Raw genomic sequence first — 18552 nt, 5'->3', positions numbered from 1 at the left:
AATAAATCCAATAATTAATACCGATTGCAGCGATAAGAAACAGTAATAATCCGTTAAATTAACGAACAAGGCAGGGTTTTTTGGGGTTAAATTTCCACCCGGGAATCAGATACTGCATACCTATGGCATCATCTCTTCCGCCAAGACAGTGCTCAAGATACAGCTGATGGGCTTTCTTAATCTGTTCCATATCCGCTTCAATACCGAGTCCCGGCTTCTTCGGAACCTGAATACAGCCGTTTTCGATTTTAAGAGGTTCTTTTGTCAGACGCTCTAAGCCCTCCTGCCAGATCCAGTGGGTATCCAGTGCATTGTACTCACCCGGAACTGCTGCTCCAACCTGGGTAAACATGGCAAGGGAAATATCAAAATGGTTGTTGGAATGGGAGCCCCATGTATAACCAAAATCATGGCACATCTGTGCAACGCGGACGGAACCGCTCATTGTCCAGAAATGGGGATCAGCCAGTATGATATCTACTGCCTGGGATTCCAGGGAATGTCCTACCTCTCTCCAGTCCGTTGCAATCATATTCGTTGCAGTGGGGAAGCCTGTGCGGCGGCGGAATTCGCTGACAATCTCTCTTCCGGAATAAACCCCTTCTGCTCCGCATGGATCTTCACAATAAGTTAAAATGCCCTGCATTCCCTTTACATATTCCACCGCTTCTTCAAGGAGCCAGCCCCCGTTGGGGTCCAGATCAATACGTGCATCAGGAAATGCTTTCTTTAATTCCCGGATTACATCCATCTCTTCATTTCCAGGAAGCACGCCGCCTTTCAGCTTAAAGTCCTGGAATCCGTATTTTTCCCTGGTTGCTTTTGCGAAAGCCACGATCTGATCAGCAGTGAGGGCCTCCTCATGACGGATCCGGTACCACTCACAGTCAGCGTCCGGCTCTGAGTCATATGGAAGATCCGTCTTGTTTCTGTCTCCAACAAAGAACAGATACCCCAGCATCCGCACGCTGTCTCTCTGCTTTCCTTCCCCTAAAAGCTCACAGACCGGAACGCCTAAATATTTACCCAGAAGATCAAGACAGGGGGCTTCAATGGCTGTAATTACGTGAACTCCTGTCCGTAAATCAAACGTCTGATTTCCTCTTACGTCTGATTCCCCTTTGGAATCTAAATGTGCTTTCACTTTTAAAAGCGTGCTTTTATATTCACTGATCTTTGTGCCTGTTACAATGGGAACACACTCTAAAAGTGCATTGGTAATTTTTTTCCCTCCAGGTACCTCTCCTACTCCCATTTCTCCGTTATCTGCATACAAAACCACAATGTTTCTGGTGAAAAACGGTGCATGAGCTCCGCTTAAATTCAGCTCCATACAATCTTTTCCCGCTACCGGATATACTTCCATTTTGGTTATTACTGGTATCATTATACATTCTCCTTTATCACAGATCATCTTTGAACATAACTTAATTATACCGGTATGGAAGTACTTCTTCTATTGGCAGACATACCAACCCTGTCCCATTTTTCTTGTCATCTTTCTTATTCTTTCAGAAAATGAAAAAGGGATTGCAATCAATTGCAATCCCAGTCTCCAATTCCGTAGCGCTTCATTTTTCTCCACAAAGTTGTTGTGCTGATATTCATTGCCTCTGCCACCTCAGTTCTTCTTCCTTTGCAGCGTTCCAGAAGCATTTCTATGCGGAGAGCTTCCGGGTTTTGGCTTCTTACTGTCTGGCTGATTCCGTTTTCTTCCCTGATAACCGGATACAGTTCCTGCAGAAGATTCTGCACCATTCCCTCTTCTGCCTTTCTTCTGTGAGCTGATAACACCAGCCTCTCACAAAAACTTTCCAGCTGCAGTAAATTTCCTTCCCAGAAATATTCCTCCATTACTTTTAACGCAGCCTCGCTGATTTCCACATACCTGGAATAGGCTGCATTATATTTGTCGAGATAAAGTCCGGTAAAGCGGCGGATTTCCTCCGGCTCCTTTCGAAGCGGGGGAAGGCTGATCTTTAAAGCAGACAGGTAGAAATATAAATCTTCCCTGAAATTTCCCTGCTTTACAAGATATGACAGTTCCTTTCCCGCAGCAGCAATCAGCCGAACAGACAGGACCCGTTTTATCATTGAATTCTGTTCCCAGAAAAGCCGGTCATGAACCGCTTTAAAAAGCAGATACTGGCATTCTAAGGATAAGCAGTCCACTTCTTCTAAAAATACGGTACCAAATTCTGCTGCTTCCAAAGCTCCTTTTTGCTTTTTTTTATTCTCTTCTCCAAAGCCAAACAACACCTCTTTCTGCTCTTTCGGAGAAAGACAGCTTACATTCACTGCAATAAACGGGCCTCCCTTTTGGGGACTGTTATTATGAATCGCTTCAGCAAGTATCTCTTTTTCTGTACCGGTTTCCCCGTAAATCAATACCGGATTTCTGGAAATGGCATAGGACCTTGCCTGTTTGATGCACCGTTTCATTTCTCCTGACTCTCTTAAAATGTGAAAGAAATTACGGGGAGCATGATGGCCATTCATCAGCTTAGTTCCTGAACTCTGTCCTTCGCCCCGCTCTGCCGAACGTACCTTGTGACAGGTCAGTATGGCTCCGCTGTAATGTCCGTCATATTGAATTGGCGCTCCAATCACCATCAGCAGCTGATCCTTTATGGAAAAGGAAGTGGAATAAAGCTCCTCTCTTCCGCTTAAAATTCCATCTATGCCCTCTGCGTCAATTCCGTCAAATACTTTATCAATGGGAAAACCGATTACCTCAGCAGATGATTTTCCCAGCAGCTGCTCGATCACCCGGTTTATTGCCACAATCTCCTGATAAGCATTAATTTTAATAATACCGCTGAAGGATGTATCAAGAAGCGTATCCAGCTGAGCCTTATTCTGGTTTTCCAGTTCCGCAAGCTCAAGTATATGGACTGCCATCTGAAACGCCTTGCGGATGGATTCCTCACCTGTTTCCATAAAAAGACTGGGAAATCCGATTTCAAAAGCAATCTGGTTCGTTTTTACTCCGCCGATAATTAAGTCCACTCCGTCTTTAATCGCCTGGCTGACTAAGCCTCTCGTTTCTTCCAGCTCAGTCAGTTTATAAAAATGCAGTTCAAAATCAAACAGCTCGTCCAGTTCATCCAGGCTTTCAAACATATTTTCAAATGCGATAATTCCGATAGAGGGGTGGTCTTTTTTCAGCATATTTCTGGCTTTGAGAATCATGAATCCGATTTCACGTACAGTAATGGGCATCTCTACTACCGGCACATTTATATTTTCCTTAATCAGCGTGGCCTGCAGCCCCCTGGCGATGATGACGCGGACTCCTGCCTCCACTGCAGCCTTAGCCTCCGAAACTGCACTTGAATTTTCCACAACTTTTAAAATCTGGACCTTTGTCCCCTCTTTATCCAGGACTGCATTTGCATACTCTAAAATTGTCTGCCTTGGAAGCAGAATTGCAATCCGTTCCATTTCCTACCTCGCTTCCATCATTTCTATTTCTATTATTGTAACTGCAGAATAATATTATTACAAGCAACTTAAAATCATTGGATTCGCAAAGGATAGACGGAGTAAACCAAAATTACACAATATCCAGATACGTCTTTTTCACCGGCGCAGGGAAAGCCCGGTTTATCTCTATAAGCTCGTCCTGTGTCAGATTCACTTCCCATGCTTTTGCATTGTCAAGTGCATGGTCCTTATTTCCCGTACGGGGTATTGCCACCACATTTTTGCTGCGGATTGCAAAAGCAAGAAGAATATTGGAAACCGTACATTGATGTGCATCTGCGATACGGATCAGTGCCGGATTCTCATAGAGGCCCCGTTTTAAATCACCCGCCTGTGCCAGAGGACAATAAGCCATGACCGGAACTTTGTGTTCTTCCAGCCATGGAATTAAATCATATTCAATTCCTCTGGAAGCCACATGATAAAGGACCTGATTGATCTGACAATTATTCCCTCCAGGAACACTCCATAACTCCTTCATGTCAGCAGTATCAAAGTTTGACACTCCCCAGCGCCTGATCTTCCCTTCTTTTTTCAGCTGCTCCATACATTCCACAGTCTCACTTAAAGGAATACTTCCCCTCCAGTGCAGAAGATATAAGTCCAGATAATCCGTATTCAGCCGTTCAAGTGTCTTAATACAGCTTTTAAATATATTCTTTCTGCCTGCATTATGGGGATATACCTTGGACACAAGAAACAGGCTGCTGCGGTCAAAATCCTGTATGGCCTCTCCAAGCAGTTCCTCCGCTTTTCCATCACCATACATCTCAGCCGTATCAAGGAGCGTCATCCCGGCTGAAATTCCGGCCCTTAAGCTGTCCAGTTCTTCCTTCCTCCTGTTTCTTCGTTCTCCAAGAAACCAGGTTCCCTGTCCCAGAGACGGTACGGCAGTTCCGTCCGGAAGCATAACACTTTGTTTCCTAATTACCATTTTCTCCTCCTGTTCTCCTTCTCTCACCATGAAAATTTTTCATGAAAATCCCATGGACCAGAAAGGAATTGTAAGCATGGATAAAAGTGTGGATATTACCACACATTTCGTTGCAAATACATAATCGCAGTCATACTTTGCCGCAAGTATGGCTGAAGTACTCCCTGCCGGCATCCCGGTCATCAGTACGCAGACCGCCGTAAGATAATTCTCCATCTTCAATATTCTGCACAATGCCAGGGTAAAAAAAGGCAGAATAATCAGCCGCATAAGGGATATAAAAAGAGCATCCCGGTGAAACAGGCTTTTAAAACTCACCTCAGAAAGCATCATTCCGATTAAAAGCATAGTCAGAGCCGTTGTACAGCTTCCCGCCGAACGGACGGCCCTGTCAAGTGCCAGACCAAGAATACCCGTTATGGTATGGACAACGGAGGGCAGATGAGCCATGAGATTTGCATTTAATATCTGAATGGGCACCTGGAACAAAAGCAGAAACAGGCCGATATAAACGGCTACAATACAGGGGTGAAATGCAATTTTTTTCACTACTGACTTAAAATCAGGACTTTCTGTGAAGCATGCAATTCCTGCTGACCACATCATAATCCGCATGGGAATGATAAATATAGAAGCATACATCATCCCCTCCGCACCATAAATTCCTTCTGCAATGGGTAGACCTAAAAACCCGGAGTTTGAAACTATGGTTGCATACTGAAGAACCCTTTTTACAGAATCCGGCTTTTTGTTATACAAGATCCGGCTTAAAATATAGCTTCCTATCTGTACAAAAACAGACAGGAAAAGAACTGCCCCGAACCGGAGCAGTATTTTACTGTCAAATTTCATGCGGAAGGAATTGATGATATTGCAGGGCAGAAAAAAATACAGCACGGCATCTGTAAGCACCGTCTTTCCTGCTTCCTTTAAAACACCTTTCCTCTTTAATATGGCACCTGCTCCAGTGAGCAGAAACATCATGCACTGAAGAGACCATAATCCGGTTACATCCATTTTCTCCCCTTTTTATCCTTTCAGACTCATCCCGGCTCTCAGCATACGAAACGTGCGCTGTGCCGCTCCCCGGTATAGTTCCACAGACCGCTCCATTGCCTCTTCTATGGACATTGCTCCCTGAATGGTTGTAGTTATGCTTTCAATTCCGTATTCATAGATTTTTTCGGCTCCATCCCCCATGCCGCCTACTATGGCAACAGCCGGAATACCTCTTTTTTTACACCGCAGACCAATTCCGCTTGGAACCTTTCCGAAGGCAGACTGCCAGTCCATTCTGCCCTCTCCGGTAACGACTAAATCCACCCCTTCTAACAAAGCATCAAACTGAATCAGATCCAGGACAGTTTCAATTCCTGATTTCATATTAGCATTTAGAAATACTTTTAAAGCGGCTCCAAGCCCTCCCGCTGCTCCGGTTCCCTGAATCTGGTCCACATCAATACCGGTCAGTTCAAACAGCTTACCTGCATAGGATTTCATATCCTTTTCCAGCCGGTCAAGGATTTCAGGAGTACCCCCTTTTTGTTTTCCAAAGGTATAGGTTGCGCCGGTTTGCCCAGTCAGCGGATTCGTTACGTCACACATCACAGTAAATTCTGTCTCTTTCACAGCCGGGTGAAGTCCGCTTATATCAATACGTTCCACTTTTCCCAAATCTTCGCCGTAACCAGTCAGCCGGTTCCCTGCTTTATCAAGGAATTTCACACCAAGAGCCGTCATGGCACCCATACCTCCGTCATTGGTTGCACTACCGCCGATTGCAATGGCAATATTTCTGTACCCTTCATCCAAAGCAGCTTTAATCAGCTCCCCTGTCCCATAGGTAGTGGTATAAAGAGGATTTCTCTTTTCTGACGGAACCATGGGAAGTCCGGAAGCTTTTGCCATCTCGATCACTGCATGGCTGCCATCAAACACTCCATACACCGCAGTAGTTTCTTCCATCAGCGGACCGTGTACTGATACGGTCCGGATTAGCCCATTCATAGCATCAATCACAGCCTCTATGGTTCCTTCCCCTCCATCTGCCACAGATACTCCGCTGCACTCACAATCCGGAAATATACGTTTTGCTTCTTCTGTGAGGATTCCAACAATCTCCACAGATGATAAGGATCCTTTAAATGAATCAGATGCAAATAAAAATTTCATCGCCTGCCCCTTTCCTCTTACGCCTGAAACGAAAAACAGGCCGGCAGCCTATCAACAGCCACCAGCCTGCCTTCTTTCTTATATCAATGTTTCCCGTAACGACCTCTTATTTCTAAATGAGCCCCGCTGTTTCCATCTCTTTTCTGATCTGGCTAAGAACCGGTCCCTCCGGAGTGGCAACATTGGGTTTAAAGGGAAGTCCAACGTTTCTTCCTCTTAAATTTGCCATATCCTTGGCCGCTACCGGGAAGCTTGCCGGATCCATGGAAAGGCGCACCGGGTTTAACTTAAACTGTGCTTCCAGAGAGCCTTGCAGATCACCGGCCACAAATTTGTTGTATACATCAGTAATCAGCTCCGGCATAAAGTTGGCAGCTGTACATACGCCGCCTACTGCGCCGTGGCACATGGATGCATATAACAGTGTATCCTTTCCGCCGAATACTTTAAAGTCTGTTCCGCGGGTTCTGCGAATGAATTCTGCTGTCTGGGTGATATCACCGCTGGTGTCCTTCATGCCGATGATATTATCGAATTCCTTTGCCAGACGCTCAACCAGACCGGCGGACATGGTATATCCCACACGTCCCGGATTGTTATAAAGCAGCATTGGTGTTTCCGGTACAGATTCTGCTATTGTTTTAAAATGATTATAAAGTTCTGTTTCTGTAGGCTTTAAAAACATGGGCTGAAGAACGGAAATGCCTGCAGCGCCGTTTTCTACCGCCATCTTAGCCAGATGGCAGCATTTTTTCGTACTGATGGCGCCGATGCCAAAGTATACGGGAACTCTTCCGGCAGCCTGATCTACCATGATTTTCAGCCCGCGTTCCATCTCATCATCTTCCACTGCGTAGAACTCTCCGTTGCTCCCGAATGCCAGAATGCCAAGCACACCGCCGTTAATGACATAATCAACCTGATCCCTTAACTTTGCTTCATCAATCAGCTCATTTTCGTCTATGGGCGTAAGGATTGGCACAATAACGCCTTTAATAAAATCTGTATTCATGTTTTTTTGTCCTCTCCGTCCGGCTTATTTTTGCGGTTCTACAGTTGTATTTGCAATTTTCTCGTAATACTTCACGATGCTGGAATGATCCTCTTTGTCAAAACCGTCTGCTTTCAGTCCCTGCATAATCTCCATTAACTGGCCTGTTAATGGAACGGGAGAACTTACATTATGAGCTGCATTCAGTGCATTATTTAAATCCTTGATGTGAAGCTCAATGCGGAAACCTGGCTTAAAGTTTCTATTAAGCATCATAGGTGCTTTTGCATCCATAACGGTAGAACCGGCCAGACCGCCGCGGATCGCCTGATATACAAGTTCCGGATCCGTTCCTGCTTTTTTAGCGAAGGTAAGAGCTTCTGATACAGCTGCGATATTAACCGCAACAACAATCTGATTTGCCAGCTTTGCCACATTTCCTGCGCCAAGCTCACCAACGTAAACAACAGATCCTGCCATAACCATAAGCATATCATAATATTTGTCAAACAGTTCTTTCTTTCCGCCCACCATTACAGATAAAGTTCCGTCAATAGCCTTTGGTTCTCCGCCGGATACCGGAGCATCAAGCATATCAATTCCAAGCTTTTCAAGTTCAGCGCCGATGGCTCTGCTCTCAGTTGGATCAATGGAGCTCATATCAATGACTACAGTTCCAGGCTTTGCGCCTTCTGCTACGCCGTTCCCGCCTAAAACTGCCGCTCTTACATGTGGAGAATTTGGCAGCATGGTGATCACAACGCCGCACTGGGAAGCTAAATCTTTTCCGGTTTCAGCGGAAGCTGCACCGTTTGAAACCAGATCTGCTACTGCTTCTTTATTAAAATCAAATACAACTAATTCATGACCTGCCTTTAACAGGTTCTTTGCCATAGGTCTTCCCATAATTCCCAAACCGATAAATCCAATTTTCATATGCTTTCCCTCACTTTTTCATTCTGTTTACAGTGACCGATGGGTACTTCCCATCTCTGCTGTGATTATAGATAATAATCAGAGGTTCTGCTATGGGCGGAATTAACGAATGGAGGGACTTTCTTTATACAAATTATCTATTGTTTCATTTTCGTATCATTATCATTTCACTTTAATTTCATTCCAGATGATATTTTTTCATTTTTCTCCATAATGTTGCCTTGCTGATTCCCAGCTCCTTCGCTGTTTTTTCCCGGTTTCCTCCCAGTTTTAAAAGTGTATTCTTAATTTCACCGGCTTCCAGGGGGTATGGAACTTCTGCATTTTTTATAACGGGGTCTTCTTTTTCCACACTGCTTTCATCTGGATACATTTCAGTGAGAAGATCTTCCACCGCAGCTTCGTCAAGACTCCTCTTTTCCGCTGTCAGTATCAGTCGTTCACAAAAATTCTCCACCTGGATCAAATTGCCTTTCCATGGATAATCAAGCAGCACTTTACAGGCGCCTTTTGTCAGCACATGAAACCTGGAGTAATGTTCACAGCAGTCCCTGATTGTTTCCCTTATCTTAAACTCCAGGTCTTCTTTCCGTTCTCTTAAGGGAGGAATGGTGACCGTCAATCCCTCAAGAAGATAATACAGTTCTTTCCGGAAATCCTGCTTTTTAACAAGTTCAGATAAAGGAACCGTCCCTGTCACCATAATTCTGACCTCTGCTCCGGCATACCGCTGCCCTTCTCTTCCCAGCCTGTGCTTATGGCGGATCAGCTGGTAAAGCCTGTACTGGTTTGCTTTCGTTAAAGCCTGTATATCTTCGATCAGCAGGGACCCTCCCTTAGCCTGGGCAGCTGCGCCCTTATCCCCAAATATCATGTCATACTGTGCCTCTTCTCCCAGCCCGTCACAGGATACGTTGACAAAGGGTCCGTCTTTATGAAGCCCGGCATTATGAATACACTGAGCCAGAAGCTGCTTCTCTGTTCCCGGCTCGCCGGTAATGAAAACCGCCTTTTCCGTAAGGGCATACAGCTTGGCAAGGCGCAGACAGTCCTGCATATTCTTCGATTCCTGTAAAAGATCCCCGAATTCCCCCAGTGCTCCTGCTCCTCTTAACTGACTTTTTCCCTTTACCTCCAGCCCCTTATGCTGTTTTCGTTTCATGCGATGACAGGTGAGTATGGCTCCCTCTACCTTTTTTTCAATCACCACCGGCGCCACAATGGCAAACACAGAGGTCCGGCTGATCTCCATAAAGAGGGAATAGGATTCTTTTCCGTATTCCAGCACCTGGCGGAAGGGTTCGCCCAAAAGTTCAGGGAACACCTCACCCGCCGGTCTTAAAAGAACTTCCTCCTTCTTTTTCTCCAGAATGTCTTCCATGATTGCGTTGATATCCACAATACTTCCGGACGCATCAAGCCTCGCCACTCCGTTAAAAGAATAATCCAGAAGCGTCTCGATCTGGGCAGCATTGCGTTTTTCCACGCCCATGGCATAATCGACACTTTCCGCCATAGACAGGGCGTTTCTCATGGAATCCTCTGTGTTGGACAAAAACAGGGAAGGGATACCGCTCTCTCCTGCAATCCCCACAGCCGTATCCCCTCCAATGATCAAATCCACATCGTCACGGACTGCCTGTCTCGCCATATCCTCCAGAAGATCCCCTTTTTCTGCAAAATAAGTCCGCATTTCAATTCCATAAATGATATCAAAATAAGACATGTCACAAAACATGTTTTTAAATCCCACCACACCAAGGACCGGATTGTCCTTTTTTAGAATCTGCTTTGCCCTGCTCACTAACAGAGCCATCTCCTGGGCAGTTATGACGATTTCCACTACAGGAATGTCAGTGTACTGCTTCATGAGAGAAGCCTGAAGACCTCTTGCGATGATGATAGACGCACCGTTCGCAATGGACTGGCGGGCTTCAGAAACCGCATCCTCTGTCTTAATTACCCTCATTTCCCCGATCTCATGGTTTTTCTCCTGAAGAATATTATGCGCCTGATAAATCATCTCTTCTCTGGAAACAAGCAACGCAATCTTTCCCATACGGATTCCTTCCTTCTGTTTATCCTGTTTGGTCCATTTTACTATAAGTAAAAGACGGTGTCCATTTTCTATCTGTTTTTTATGATTATTCCCAGACAGTATATCATAAAACAGCCCTGAAACGATATAAAAACAGTTTCAGGGCTGTTGCCTATTCCAAAACTGACTCTTTCTCCTGAGCCACCTTTTTTAATTCCTCTTATGATATTGTCCTTTTCTCCCCGTCAGCCATTTCAGCAGTTAACTTTCTTCTTATTACCACAGTTCCATAACCATTGATCCCGCCGCTGTCTGTTATATCTCCCGTCAGTATGGTTCCCTGTAATAAATCCTCTAGCAGCGGCTTCTCCAGTATTATCTCATTACGGGAAAAATTCTGTACAAATATATACTCGACCCCGGCGGACTCTCTGGAGGTTATTTCCAGTTCATCCGGGATGGTTCCGTTTAAAAGAGGCTTTATTCCGGCTTCTTCTGTGAGTTTGTGGAATATATCATTATAAAACTCCTGCTCTGCATCCGCGCAGACATAGTAAGCCGTTCCCTTCCCCCATGAATTCTTTGTAAACGCCGGATACCCCTGATAAAAATCATCCTCATAAACCATTAGAGTTTCTGCGTCATTTAACTGAACCAGATCACAAAGACAGCGGCATTCATACCGTTTTCCTTTCCCTCCGGCCGGTACCATATGGTTTACTTCTCCATCAAACAAAGCATCTACTTCCTGACTGCGCAGCCCCAGAACTTCTTTCAGCCCATAAGGTACACCGCCCAGGAAGCAGCGGTCCCCATCATCCACAATCCCAGACCAGTAAGTGGTCAAAAAACAGCCCCCGCTCCCGACATACTGCCTGATTTTCTGCTCCATGCCCTTTTGAAATAAATAAAGCATAGGAGCAGCAACCAGATCATATTTTTCAAGGTTTTCATCCATAGATATTACATCAACGTTGATTCCGGCTTTTCTAATGGCGGAATAGATTTTTGTGCATACCTCATGGTAGAAAAGTCCTTTGTTTCTGGGCCCCTGTGCATCTTCCAAGGCCCAGCGGTTTTCCACATCATATATAACAGCTGCTTTAGACCGTACAGAGGTACCGGCTATTTCTCCCAGCAAATCAAGTTCCCTGCCAACTTCCTTTACTTCTTGAAATACCCGGGTGTCATCTCCTCCGTAATGGTCAATCACAGCACCATGAAATTTTTCAGAACAGCCCCTGCTTTGACGAATCTGAAAATATAGTACGCTGTCCGATCCATGGGCAACGGCCTGAAGCCCCGCCAGTTTTAAAAGCCCCGGCTTTTTCAGCTTGCTGACTCCCTGCCAGTTGGTTGCACTGGGGCAGGATTCCATCAAAAGAAATGGTTTCATTTTTAAACTTCTCATAAAATCATGCTGTAAGCCATTATCCCTGGCTGTAAAAATCTCCTTTTCTTTATACCACAGCGGATAGGAATCCCAGGAAACCACATCTACAGCAGTTGATAATTTATGATAATTCAGCCCTTTGTAATCATACATCAGATTTACAGCAGCAGGTTGTGCTGCTCCTTCTTCCCGCAAAGCATCCACTTCCCATTTTGCAAAGTCTGTAGTCTGTTCGGTTACAAAACGCTTCCAGTCCAGATTCAGCCCATGAACCATAGTCTCACCAATGGATGACGGGCTTTCGATCTGGTCAAAGGATTGGTAGATATGGCTCCAGAATGCCGTGCACCACCTGCGGTTCAATTCATCAATGGAATCATATTTCTTCTTCAGCCACAGGCGAAAGGCTTTCTGGCACAGGGCACAGTGGCATTCCCCTCCGTATTCATTGGAGATATGCCACATAAGAATACCGGGATGGGAGGCAAACTGCCCCGCCAGTTCCTTATTGATCTTTCTCACCTTTTCCCTGTATACGGGAGAAGTGAAACAATGGTTATGCCTACCGGAAAAAAGCTGCCTCCGCCCGGTATCATCCACCCGCAGCACCTCCGGATATTTGTCAGACAGCCATTTGGGGCGGGCTCCGGAAGGTGTTCCCATAATGGTATATATCCCATTCTTATAAAGTTCATCCACCCGCTCCTTCAGCCAGCCAAAATTATATCTTCCCTCTTCCGGCTCCAGAAAGGACCAGGCAAACATCCCCATGGTCACTGTATTAATTCCTGCCTGTTTCATATAGTCTATATCCTGTTTGAGTATATCCGGGCTCTTAAGCCACTGCTCCGGATAATAATCTCCTCCGTACCAGATACCAGTTTGATTCATATTATCTGTTCCTTTCTGAAAACAGGCGCAGCAGCCGGATTTCCCTTTCAGAATTCCAGCCACCACGCCTGTTTGTTTTCCTTTCCTTATTTGACAGCCCCCGTAATACCTTCCGCAAAGCTTTTCTGCAGGAGGAAGAAAACGATCACGGTAGGAATGGTGCACAACAGTACAGCAAGCATTAGGGTTCCGTAATCTGTCACATAACCTGATTTTAAGTTAGCCACCATCATAGGCATGGTAATGCTGCCGGCATCAGACATAATTACTTTGGGCCATAAGTAACTGTTCCATGCATTCATAAAAGTAATCGTCATGGCTGCTGCATAAGTGGAGCGCATGGTAGGCACGAACATCAGACAGAAAATCTGGAATTCATTTAACCCGTCAAGCCTCGCTGCCTCCATAATATCCACTGGAAAAGACCTGGCGCTCTGGCGGAACATCATAATTAAAAACGGAGTCGAAATACTGGGAAGAATAAACCCAAGTGTGCTGTTTAATAAATTCGCCCTGGAAAACATCTGATACAGGGGAATCATAATTGCAGCAAACGGAACCATCATTGCCAGTAAAATAATGCTCATGATCCGGTCCTTTGCCTTGTCATGAAAGATTTCAAAGCCATATCCTGCAATGGAGCAGATAAACAGAGAAACCAGTGTCATGACAATGGAATATTTAAATGAATTTCCCAGTGCCGCTCCAACATTCTGGGAAGCAAACAGCTTTTTCGTATTATTTAAAAGCTCCGTTCCAAATATCAGGGTTCCCCGTGATACGGCCACACTTTTGTTGGTAGCCGCAACCATCATCCAGTACAGAGGAAAAACGGAAAGTATGGAGACGACCGTTAAAAAGCCATATGCCAGAAACTTCTTTCCTTTAGTCACGTTTATCACCTACCTTCATCTGCAAAAATGCCAGAACTGCTACCAGGAACAGGATTAAGTAAGACATTGATGCTGCATACCCAAAATTCGGTACATATTTAAACGATACATTATAAATATAGTGTGACATGGTAATGGTGGCATTGGAAGGCCCGCCGTAGGTTAAGTTCACAGACTCATCAAACAGCTGCAGTGTGCCATTGGTTGACATAATTGCTGTCAGAAGAATCGTTGGCTTTAAAAGCGGTACCGTAATCCCCCAGAAAGACTGTATAGGAGAAGCTCCGTCAATTTTTGCCGACTCATAAATGGAATACTCAATATTTTGCAGGCCGGACAGGTAAAATACCATGTTATAGCCGGTCCATCTCCAGATCAGTGCCAGAATAATCACGATTCTGGCGCTGTTTGCGTGGCCAAGAAAATTATATCCGGTTGACAAAAATCCAAGTTTTATGAGAACGGTATTCACCAGTCCATCCACCGCAAACAGAGAACGGAAGATTACCGCATAGGATACCAGGGAGGTAGCACAGGGCAGAAAAATCGCCGTACGGAATAATCCCTTAAACCGAAGATCTTTATTATTGAGCAAAGAGGCCAGGATCAGGGCCAGAATCAGCATGATCGGAACCTGTATGATCAGATAAATGAAATTGTTCTTTAAAGCCTGCATGAACACAGGATCCTGAAACATTCTGACATAATTGGTTACGCCGGTCCATTTTAAATTGGCACCCGCTCCTGTTTTAAATGACAGAAACAACGCCTGAATCATAGGCAGAAAGCTCATGACTGCGATAAATAAAACCGCCGGAGTTAAAAATGCCCAGCCTGCCAGGCTCTGCTTCTGGCCTAATGACAACCTTTTCTTTGAATTGCCCACTGGTAATGCCTCCTCCCTGACTCACTATTTACCCATTGCGAAATTAACCGTATCCTCTGCAGTCTTAATTTCTGCATCAATATCTGCTCCCCCAACTACGTTGGTAATTGCAGTTGCCACTGCATCACGGGCCTCATAATAATAAACGCCGGTGTTGTTGGAAGGAATCTTTGATGCAAAATCGGTAATTGTGGAATAAACCGGCGCTCCGCCGAAAAATTCCTGAGGTTCTCCATAGACCTTGCTCTGTGCAGCCGGTAAATAGGTGGAAAGAGCACCGGACTTAGGAAGAATGGTCTCATAGAAGGAAGTGCTTCCAGCAAATGTCTTAGCCATAAAATCATAAGCCAGATCCGGATTCTTGCATGCAGAGGTCACCGCCCAGCTGGAACCTCCGTTATTGGAATAATTGGTGGCTCCATCAACCCCCTCTAACTTAGGCATGTTGGTAATTGCCCACTTTCCGGACTGATCCTCAGCTGTCTGAATGCTTGCCATGATCCAGCATCCGTTGATGGTTCCGCCTACGGTGCTGTTGGTAAGGGTTCCCACATACTGATCCCAGTCATTAACCTCAATCAGCACACCGCTTTTTACAAGAGAAGCATAGGTTTCCATAACTTTTTTCAGTTTATCATTTCCAACCATGCTTGGTTTTCCTTCTTTATCAAACAGACTGCCCCCTGCAGACTGAAGCATCATCATGATTAAATCTGATTCTCCTGCCTGACAGGATAAAAGAGGTTTTCCGGTCTTAGCTAATATTTCTTCTCCCATCTGCTGGTACTTGCTCCAGGTAATATCCTTGAAATCATCAACCTTATACCCGGCCTGTTCCAATACATCGGTACGGTAGCAGGCAACTACGGCTCCGTTATCAAACGGTACTCCGTAATTTTTTCCGTCAACTACGGAATACGCCGTTTTTGCTTTTGCAAACTGGGTAAAATCAATTCCGCTTCCTGATAAATCTTTAAATGCATCCGGATAGGTTAATACATTCTTCTGAAATGCATTGTCCTGCAGAAGAACAATATCAGGCAGTGAATCCAGTTTACCGGAGGTGGCAGCTGTCGTCAGCTTGGTCTGAATATCAGCCCAGGGCGTCTCCACTACGTTCAGTTTAAAATCGGGATGGTCTTTCTGGTAAACCTTGGCAGCCTCATTCATGGCATAAACATTAAATGCCGGATCCCAGCACCAGACAGTCAGTTCATTACCACCTTTGGCTCCTCCTTCTTTTCCTCCGTCAGATGCCTGTCCGGCTGTTCCTGAATTTCCGCATGCGGTTAAGGAAACAACCATGGCTCCTGCAAGTAAGAGTGATACGATTTTTTTCTTCATAGCAAAACTCCTCCTCTTTCATAAAAAAAATTGGCTTATGAGATCAATTTCTTTTGAATATAATCCCATTATACCAATTCTTTTGTTGAAAACTTTTTATATTCAATTATAAAATGCGCAAATTCAATCATATCAATTTCTATTACCATCCTTTTTGCGCGCTGATCCTGCAGTAAAGCAGTTTACTTTCGTAGTTTTCTGCCGATCGTTTCCATTGATAAGGAGAAATATTCAGGACTTTTTTAAAATTCCTGTTAAAAGAGGAAATTGAGAAAAATCCCACGGCTACAGCCACCTCCTCCATGGATTTCTCCGTTTTTTTCAATAGCTCGCAGGCATACTGAATCCGGATTAAATTGATGTAATCAACCGGCTTCATATCCATACTCTCTTCAAAAACACGGCGAAAATGGCTCTCACTCATACTGGAAGCCTCTGCCAGCTGACTGATCTTGATCTCACGCATATAGTGATCCGCCACATAATCCAGAGCCCCCGATATGACTGCTCTGTGTGTCCTTTTTCTCATGGTCCGTTCTTCGTCATCAGACAGCCTTAAAAATTCCGCGAGACACGCGCGAAGCAGGCCGCTGATGCAGTCCTTGTAGTAAGGCTTCTTCTGGCGCGCCTCCTCCATAACACCAAGAATCAGTCTGGTAAGTCCGGGATTTTCCTCTCCCGGCAGAAGATATCCCACCCTTTGAATCCTTTTTAACAATTTTTTTTGAAACATGGGATCATAACGGTCCATCTCTGAAACAATCTTTTCTAAATCAACATACATCCACTCCCAGTAGCTTTTGGTACCTTTTTCACTGTTTGTGGTATGGGGAAGTCTGGGGGGCACAAGCATAATCGTGCCAGGTGAAAAACAGATATGCTCCTGACCAAGAATCACTTCCCCTGTACCCCAATGGCAGTAACCGATTTCCATCAGATTATGAAAGTGAAGGCACTTAATCTCTTTTCCATATTCCCGGATCCAGTCTTCCCCCAAAAGTGCAAGAACCGGCTCATCCTCCCCGATTTCATAGTAACGAAACTCCACCTTTTCCCTTTGTTTTGCCACAATCTCCTTCTCCCCTTTATTAATCCACAATATCTGACAGAATCTTTTCAAATTTTTTCTCAGATAAAATTTCATTGGTAATAAATCCGCCGTTGAAAAACAGACTGTATGTGGTAAATGGAGCCGGACATTCCTGTGCTTCTTTTGCAGACTCAAACCGGTGAGCGTGGAACGATATTCCCCTGTCCCTCGCCATCTGTTCTATCAAAGGCACATATTTGGCTGTAAAAGGACATTGATGGGAGTAATAAAGTACAAATCCCTCTTTTCCAGGCTTTCTGTCTTTTACGGACTGTGTAAATTCCGGCTTCGTCCCGCCGTCTTCAAAAGGCAGGTAAAGCAGTTCATAATAAGGTTCTGCATGGTCTGCGGTCTGAAATCCTTTATGTCTTAAATATGCCGGGTCTGACAGAAAGGGCATCTTTTTTTTCGAAGAAAGAATCACAAGACCCTTTTTCCCCTTTTCTTTGCTGTCTGCAATACAATGTTCTAAAAGCAGGCTGGAATACCCCTGCCCCTTAAACTTTCCCGATACCCAAAGACAATTGATATACATATATCCCGGTGCATTAACGGGCGCCCATGCCTTTTCTGCAGGAATGTATTCGATAAAACATTTCCCCCTTACATTTCCTTTTTTAAAAACAAGTCCATCTGAAAATCGTTCAGTCAGCCAGTTCTTTTTTGCCCTGACCTGGCAGTCTCTTTCATCGGCGATGGCACAGCAGATATGTTCCGATCCTATAGTTTCCTCTGTTAATGTTATGATTTCCATAAAATTCCTTCCCCCTGTTTTCCATGTAGAAAAATCAAAAAAAGCAGTCCCTGCCGGAAAATGATTACGTACATTCCGGCAGAGACTGCTCTTTCTTTCAATCTTATCACCTTCCTCTGTAAAATCAGATTACCAGTGTCGGCGGAGTATACACTCTGGCCGCCAGTTCTGTATCAAGGAGATAAAGTCCCTTTGCATCGCTGCCGAACAAATCGTATCTCTTAATGATCTCATCCGTATTCTTTTCCTCTTCACTCTGTTCCTTTACAAACCAGTCAAGGAACTGCATGGTACGGAAATCCTTTAATTCATAAGCTGCTCCGTAAATATCGTGAATGGCTGCCGTCACTTTGATCTCATGTTCAAACGCTTCCACAGCCGGCTGGCGGAAATCGGTGAAATCAAAGGAAGGGGCCTTAACATCTGAAAGAACGATCTTCTCCCCATTCTGAAGGAGATAATCCATGAAAAGCATGGCATGGTCCCGCTCCTCCTGAGTCTGTATTTTAAACCAGTTTGCAAACCCGTTTAAATTCTGGTCAGCATAATAATTTGATATATCCAGATATACATATGCGGAGTAAAGTTCAAAATTAATCTGTTTGTTTATCTTAGCAACAATCTCTTTGTTAAGCATAATCTTAATCCTCCTTTATCATATAAAAATCATTTTAACAAACAAGGTTGTCTAATATTTAATAATAATTTAATTACTATCCAATATCTCAACTTGTTTATTGCTAT

Annotated in this window: 15 protein-coding genes; all 15 read right to left on the bottom strand. The window is 44.6% G+C overall.

The annotated features are described in order from the left end of the window. Positions 1–58: 58 nt before the first annotated feature. Positions 59–1387: an enolase C-terminal domain-like protein gene (locus DS742_RS16020; RefSeq protein ID WP_117417987.1), complete on the bottom strand. Its 1329-nt coding sequence runs from the start codon at positions 1385–1387 to the stop codon at positions 59–61. A 149-nt stretch (positions 1388–1536) separates the two neighbouring features. Next, positions 1537–3444 carry a sigma-54-dependent Fis family transcriptional regulator gene (locus tag DS742_RS16015; RefSeq protein ID WP_117417986.1) on the bottom strand — a complete coding sequence of 636 codons (1908 nt, stop codon included), beginning with the start codon at positions 3442–3444 and terminating at the stop codon, positions 1537–1539. Between the two features lie 112 nt (positions 3445–3556). Further along, a complete protein-coding gene (locus DS742_RS16010) occupies positions 3557–4420 on the bottom strand; it encodes an aldo/keto reductase (protein WP_242996516.1) in 864 nt (287 codons plus the stop codon). A gap of 39 nt (positions 4421–4459) precedes the next feature. Beyond that, entirely contained in the window at positions 4460–5437 is a 978-nt protein-coding gene (locus DS742_RS16005) for an AEC family transporter (RefSeq protein WP_117417984.1), read from the bottom strand. Between the two features lie 12 nt (positions 5438–5449). Next, a complete protein-coding gene (locus DS742_RS16000; RefSeq protein WP_117417983.1) occupies positions 5450–6592 on the bottom strand; it encodes a glycerate kinase family protein in 1143 nt (380 codons plus the stop codon). Between the two features lie 112 nt (positions 6593–6704). Then, positions 6705–7604, bottom strand: coding sequence for a dihydrodipicolinate synthase family protein (locus tag DS742_RS15995; protein WP_117417982.1), 900 nt, complete (start codon positions 7602–7604; stop codon positions 6705–6707). Positions 7605–7628: 24 nt separating this feature from the next. Next, entirely contained in the window at positions 7629–8519 is an 891-nt protein-coding gene (gene garR, locus DS742_RS15990; RefSeq protein WP_117417981.1) for a 2-hydroxy-3-oxopropionate reductase, read from the bottom strand. A 178-nt stretch (positions 8520–8697) separates the two neighbouring features. After that, a complete protein-coding gene (locus DS742_RS15985; protein ID WP_117417980.1) occupies positions 8698–10578 on the bottom strand; it encodes a PrpR N-terminal domain-containing protein in 1881 nt (626 codons plus the stop codon). A gap of 199 nt (positions 10579–10777) precedes the next feature. Next, a complete protein-coding gene (locus DS742_RS15980; RefSeq protein WP_117418018.1) occupies positions 10778–12841 on the bottom strand; it encodes a beta-galactosidase in 2064 nt (687 codons plus the stop codon). A gap of 86 nt (positions 12842–12927) precedes the next feature. Beyond that, on the bottom strand, positions 12928–13656 hold the full coding sequence (locus DS742_RS15975; protein ID WP_117418017.1) for a carbohydrate ABC transporter permease: 729 nt from the start codon (positions 13654–13656) through the stop codon (positions 12928–12930). A gap of 70 nt (positions 13657–13726) precedes the next feature. Beyond that, positions 13727–14620, bottom strand: a complete 894-nt coding sequence (locus tag DS742_RS15970; RefSeq protein WP_117417979.1) for a carbohydrate ABC transporter permease — start codon at positions 14618–14620, stop codon at positions 13727–13729. A gap of 24 nt (positions 14621–14644) precedes the next feature. Next, on the bottom strand, positions 14645–15964 hold the full coding sequence (locus tag DS742_RS15965) for an ABC transporter substrate-binding protein (RefSeq protein WP_117417978.1): 1320 nt from the start codon (positions 15962–15964) through the stop codon (positions 14645–14647). A gap of 142 nt (positions 15965–16106) precedes the next feature. Continuing rightward, entirely contained in the window at positions 16107–17033 is a 927-nt protein-coding gene (locus DS742_RS15960; RefSeq protein WP_170313485.1) for an AraC family transcriptional regulator, read from the bottom strand. 19 nt (positions 17034–17052) lie between these two features. Beyond that, on the bottom strand, positions 17053–17808 hold the full coding sequence (locus DS742_RS15955; protein WP_117417976.1) for a GNAT family N-acetyltransferase: 756 nt from the start codon (positions 17806–17808) through the stop codon (positions 17053–17055). A 124-nt stretch (positions 17809–17932) separates the two neighbouring features. After that, entirely contained in the window at positions 17933–18445 is a 513-nt protein-coding gene (locus tag DS742_RS15950) for a ferritin (protein WP_117417975.1), read from the bottom strand. Positions 18446–18552 lie beyond the last annotated feature (107 nt).

Origin of the sequence: Lacrimispora amygdalina (assembly GCF_003432035.1) — a bacterium.
In the GTDB taxonomy this organism is placed as follows: Bacteria; Bacillota; Clostridia; order Lachnospirales; family Lachnospiraceae; genus Lacrimispora; species Lacrimispora amygdalina.
The sequence above is the reverse complement of the archived record's forward strand: the minus strand, read 5'-3'. Positions and strand labels throughout refer to the sequence as shown.

Bases quoted from the DNA above. Each gene is read 5' to 3' on its own strand.
- DS742_RS16020 (WP_117417987.1), bottom strand. From the start codon at position 1,387: ATGATACCAGTAATAACCAAAATGGAAGTATATCCGGTAGCGGGAAAA.
- DS742_RS16015 (WP_117417986.1), bottom strand. From the start codon at position 3,444: ATGGAACGGATTGCAATTCTGCTTCCAAGGCAGACAATTTTAGAGTAT.
- DS742_RS16010 (WP_242996516.1), bottom strand. From the start codon at position 4,420: ATGGTAATTAGGAAACAAAGTGTTATGCTTCCGGACGGAACTGCCGTA.
- DS742_RS16005 (WP_117417984.1), bottom strand. From the start codon at position 5,437: ATGGATGTAACCGGATTATGGTCTCTTCAGTGCATGATGTTTCTGCTC.
- DS742_RS16000 (WP_117417983.1), bottom strand. From the start codon at position 6,592: ATGAAATTTTTATTTGCATCTGATTCATTTAAAGGATCCTTATCATCT.
- DS742_RS15995 (WP_117417982.1), bottom strand. From the start codon at position 7,604: ATGAATACAGATTTTATTAAAGGCGTTATTGTGCCAATCCTTACGCCC.
- garR (WP_117417981.1), bottom strand. From the start codon at position 8,519: ATGAAAATTGGATTTATCGGTTTGGGAATTATGGGAAGACCTATGGCA.
- DS742_RS15985 (WP_117417980.1), bottom strand. From the start codon at position 10,578: ATGGGAAAGATTGCGTTGCTTGTTTCCAGAGAAGAGATGATTTATCAG.
- DS742_RS15980 (WP_117418018.1), bottom strand. From the start codon at position 12,841: ATGAATCAAACTGGTATCTGGTACGGAGGAGATTATTATCCGGAGCAG.
- DS742_RS15975 (WP_117418017.1), bottom strand. From the start codon at position 13,656: ATGATGGTTGCGGCTACCAACAAAAGTGTGGCCGTATCACGGGGAACC.
- DS742_RS15965 (WP_117417978.1), bottom strand. From the start codon at position 15,964: ATGAAGAAAAAAATCGTATCACTCTTACTTGCAGGAGCCATGGTTGTT.
- DS742_RS15955 (WP_117417976.1), bottom strand. From the start codon at position 17,808: ATGGAAATCATAACATTAACAGAGGAAACTATAGGATCGGAACATATC.
- DS742_RS15950 (WP_117417975.1), bottom strand. From the start codon at position 18,445: ATGCTTAACAAAGAGATTGTTGCTAAGATAAACAAACAGATTAATTTT.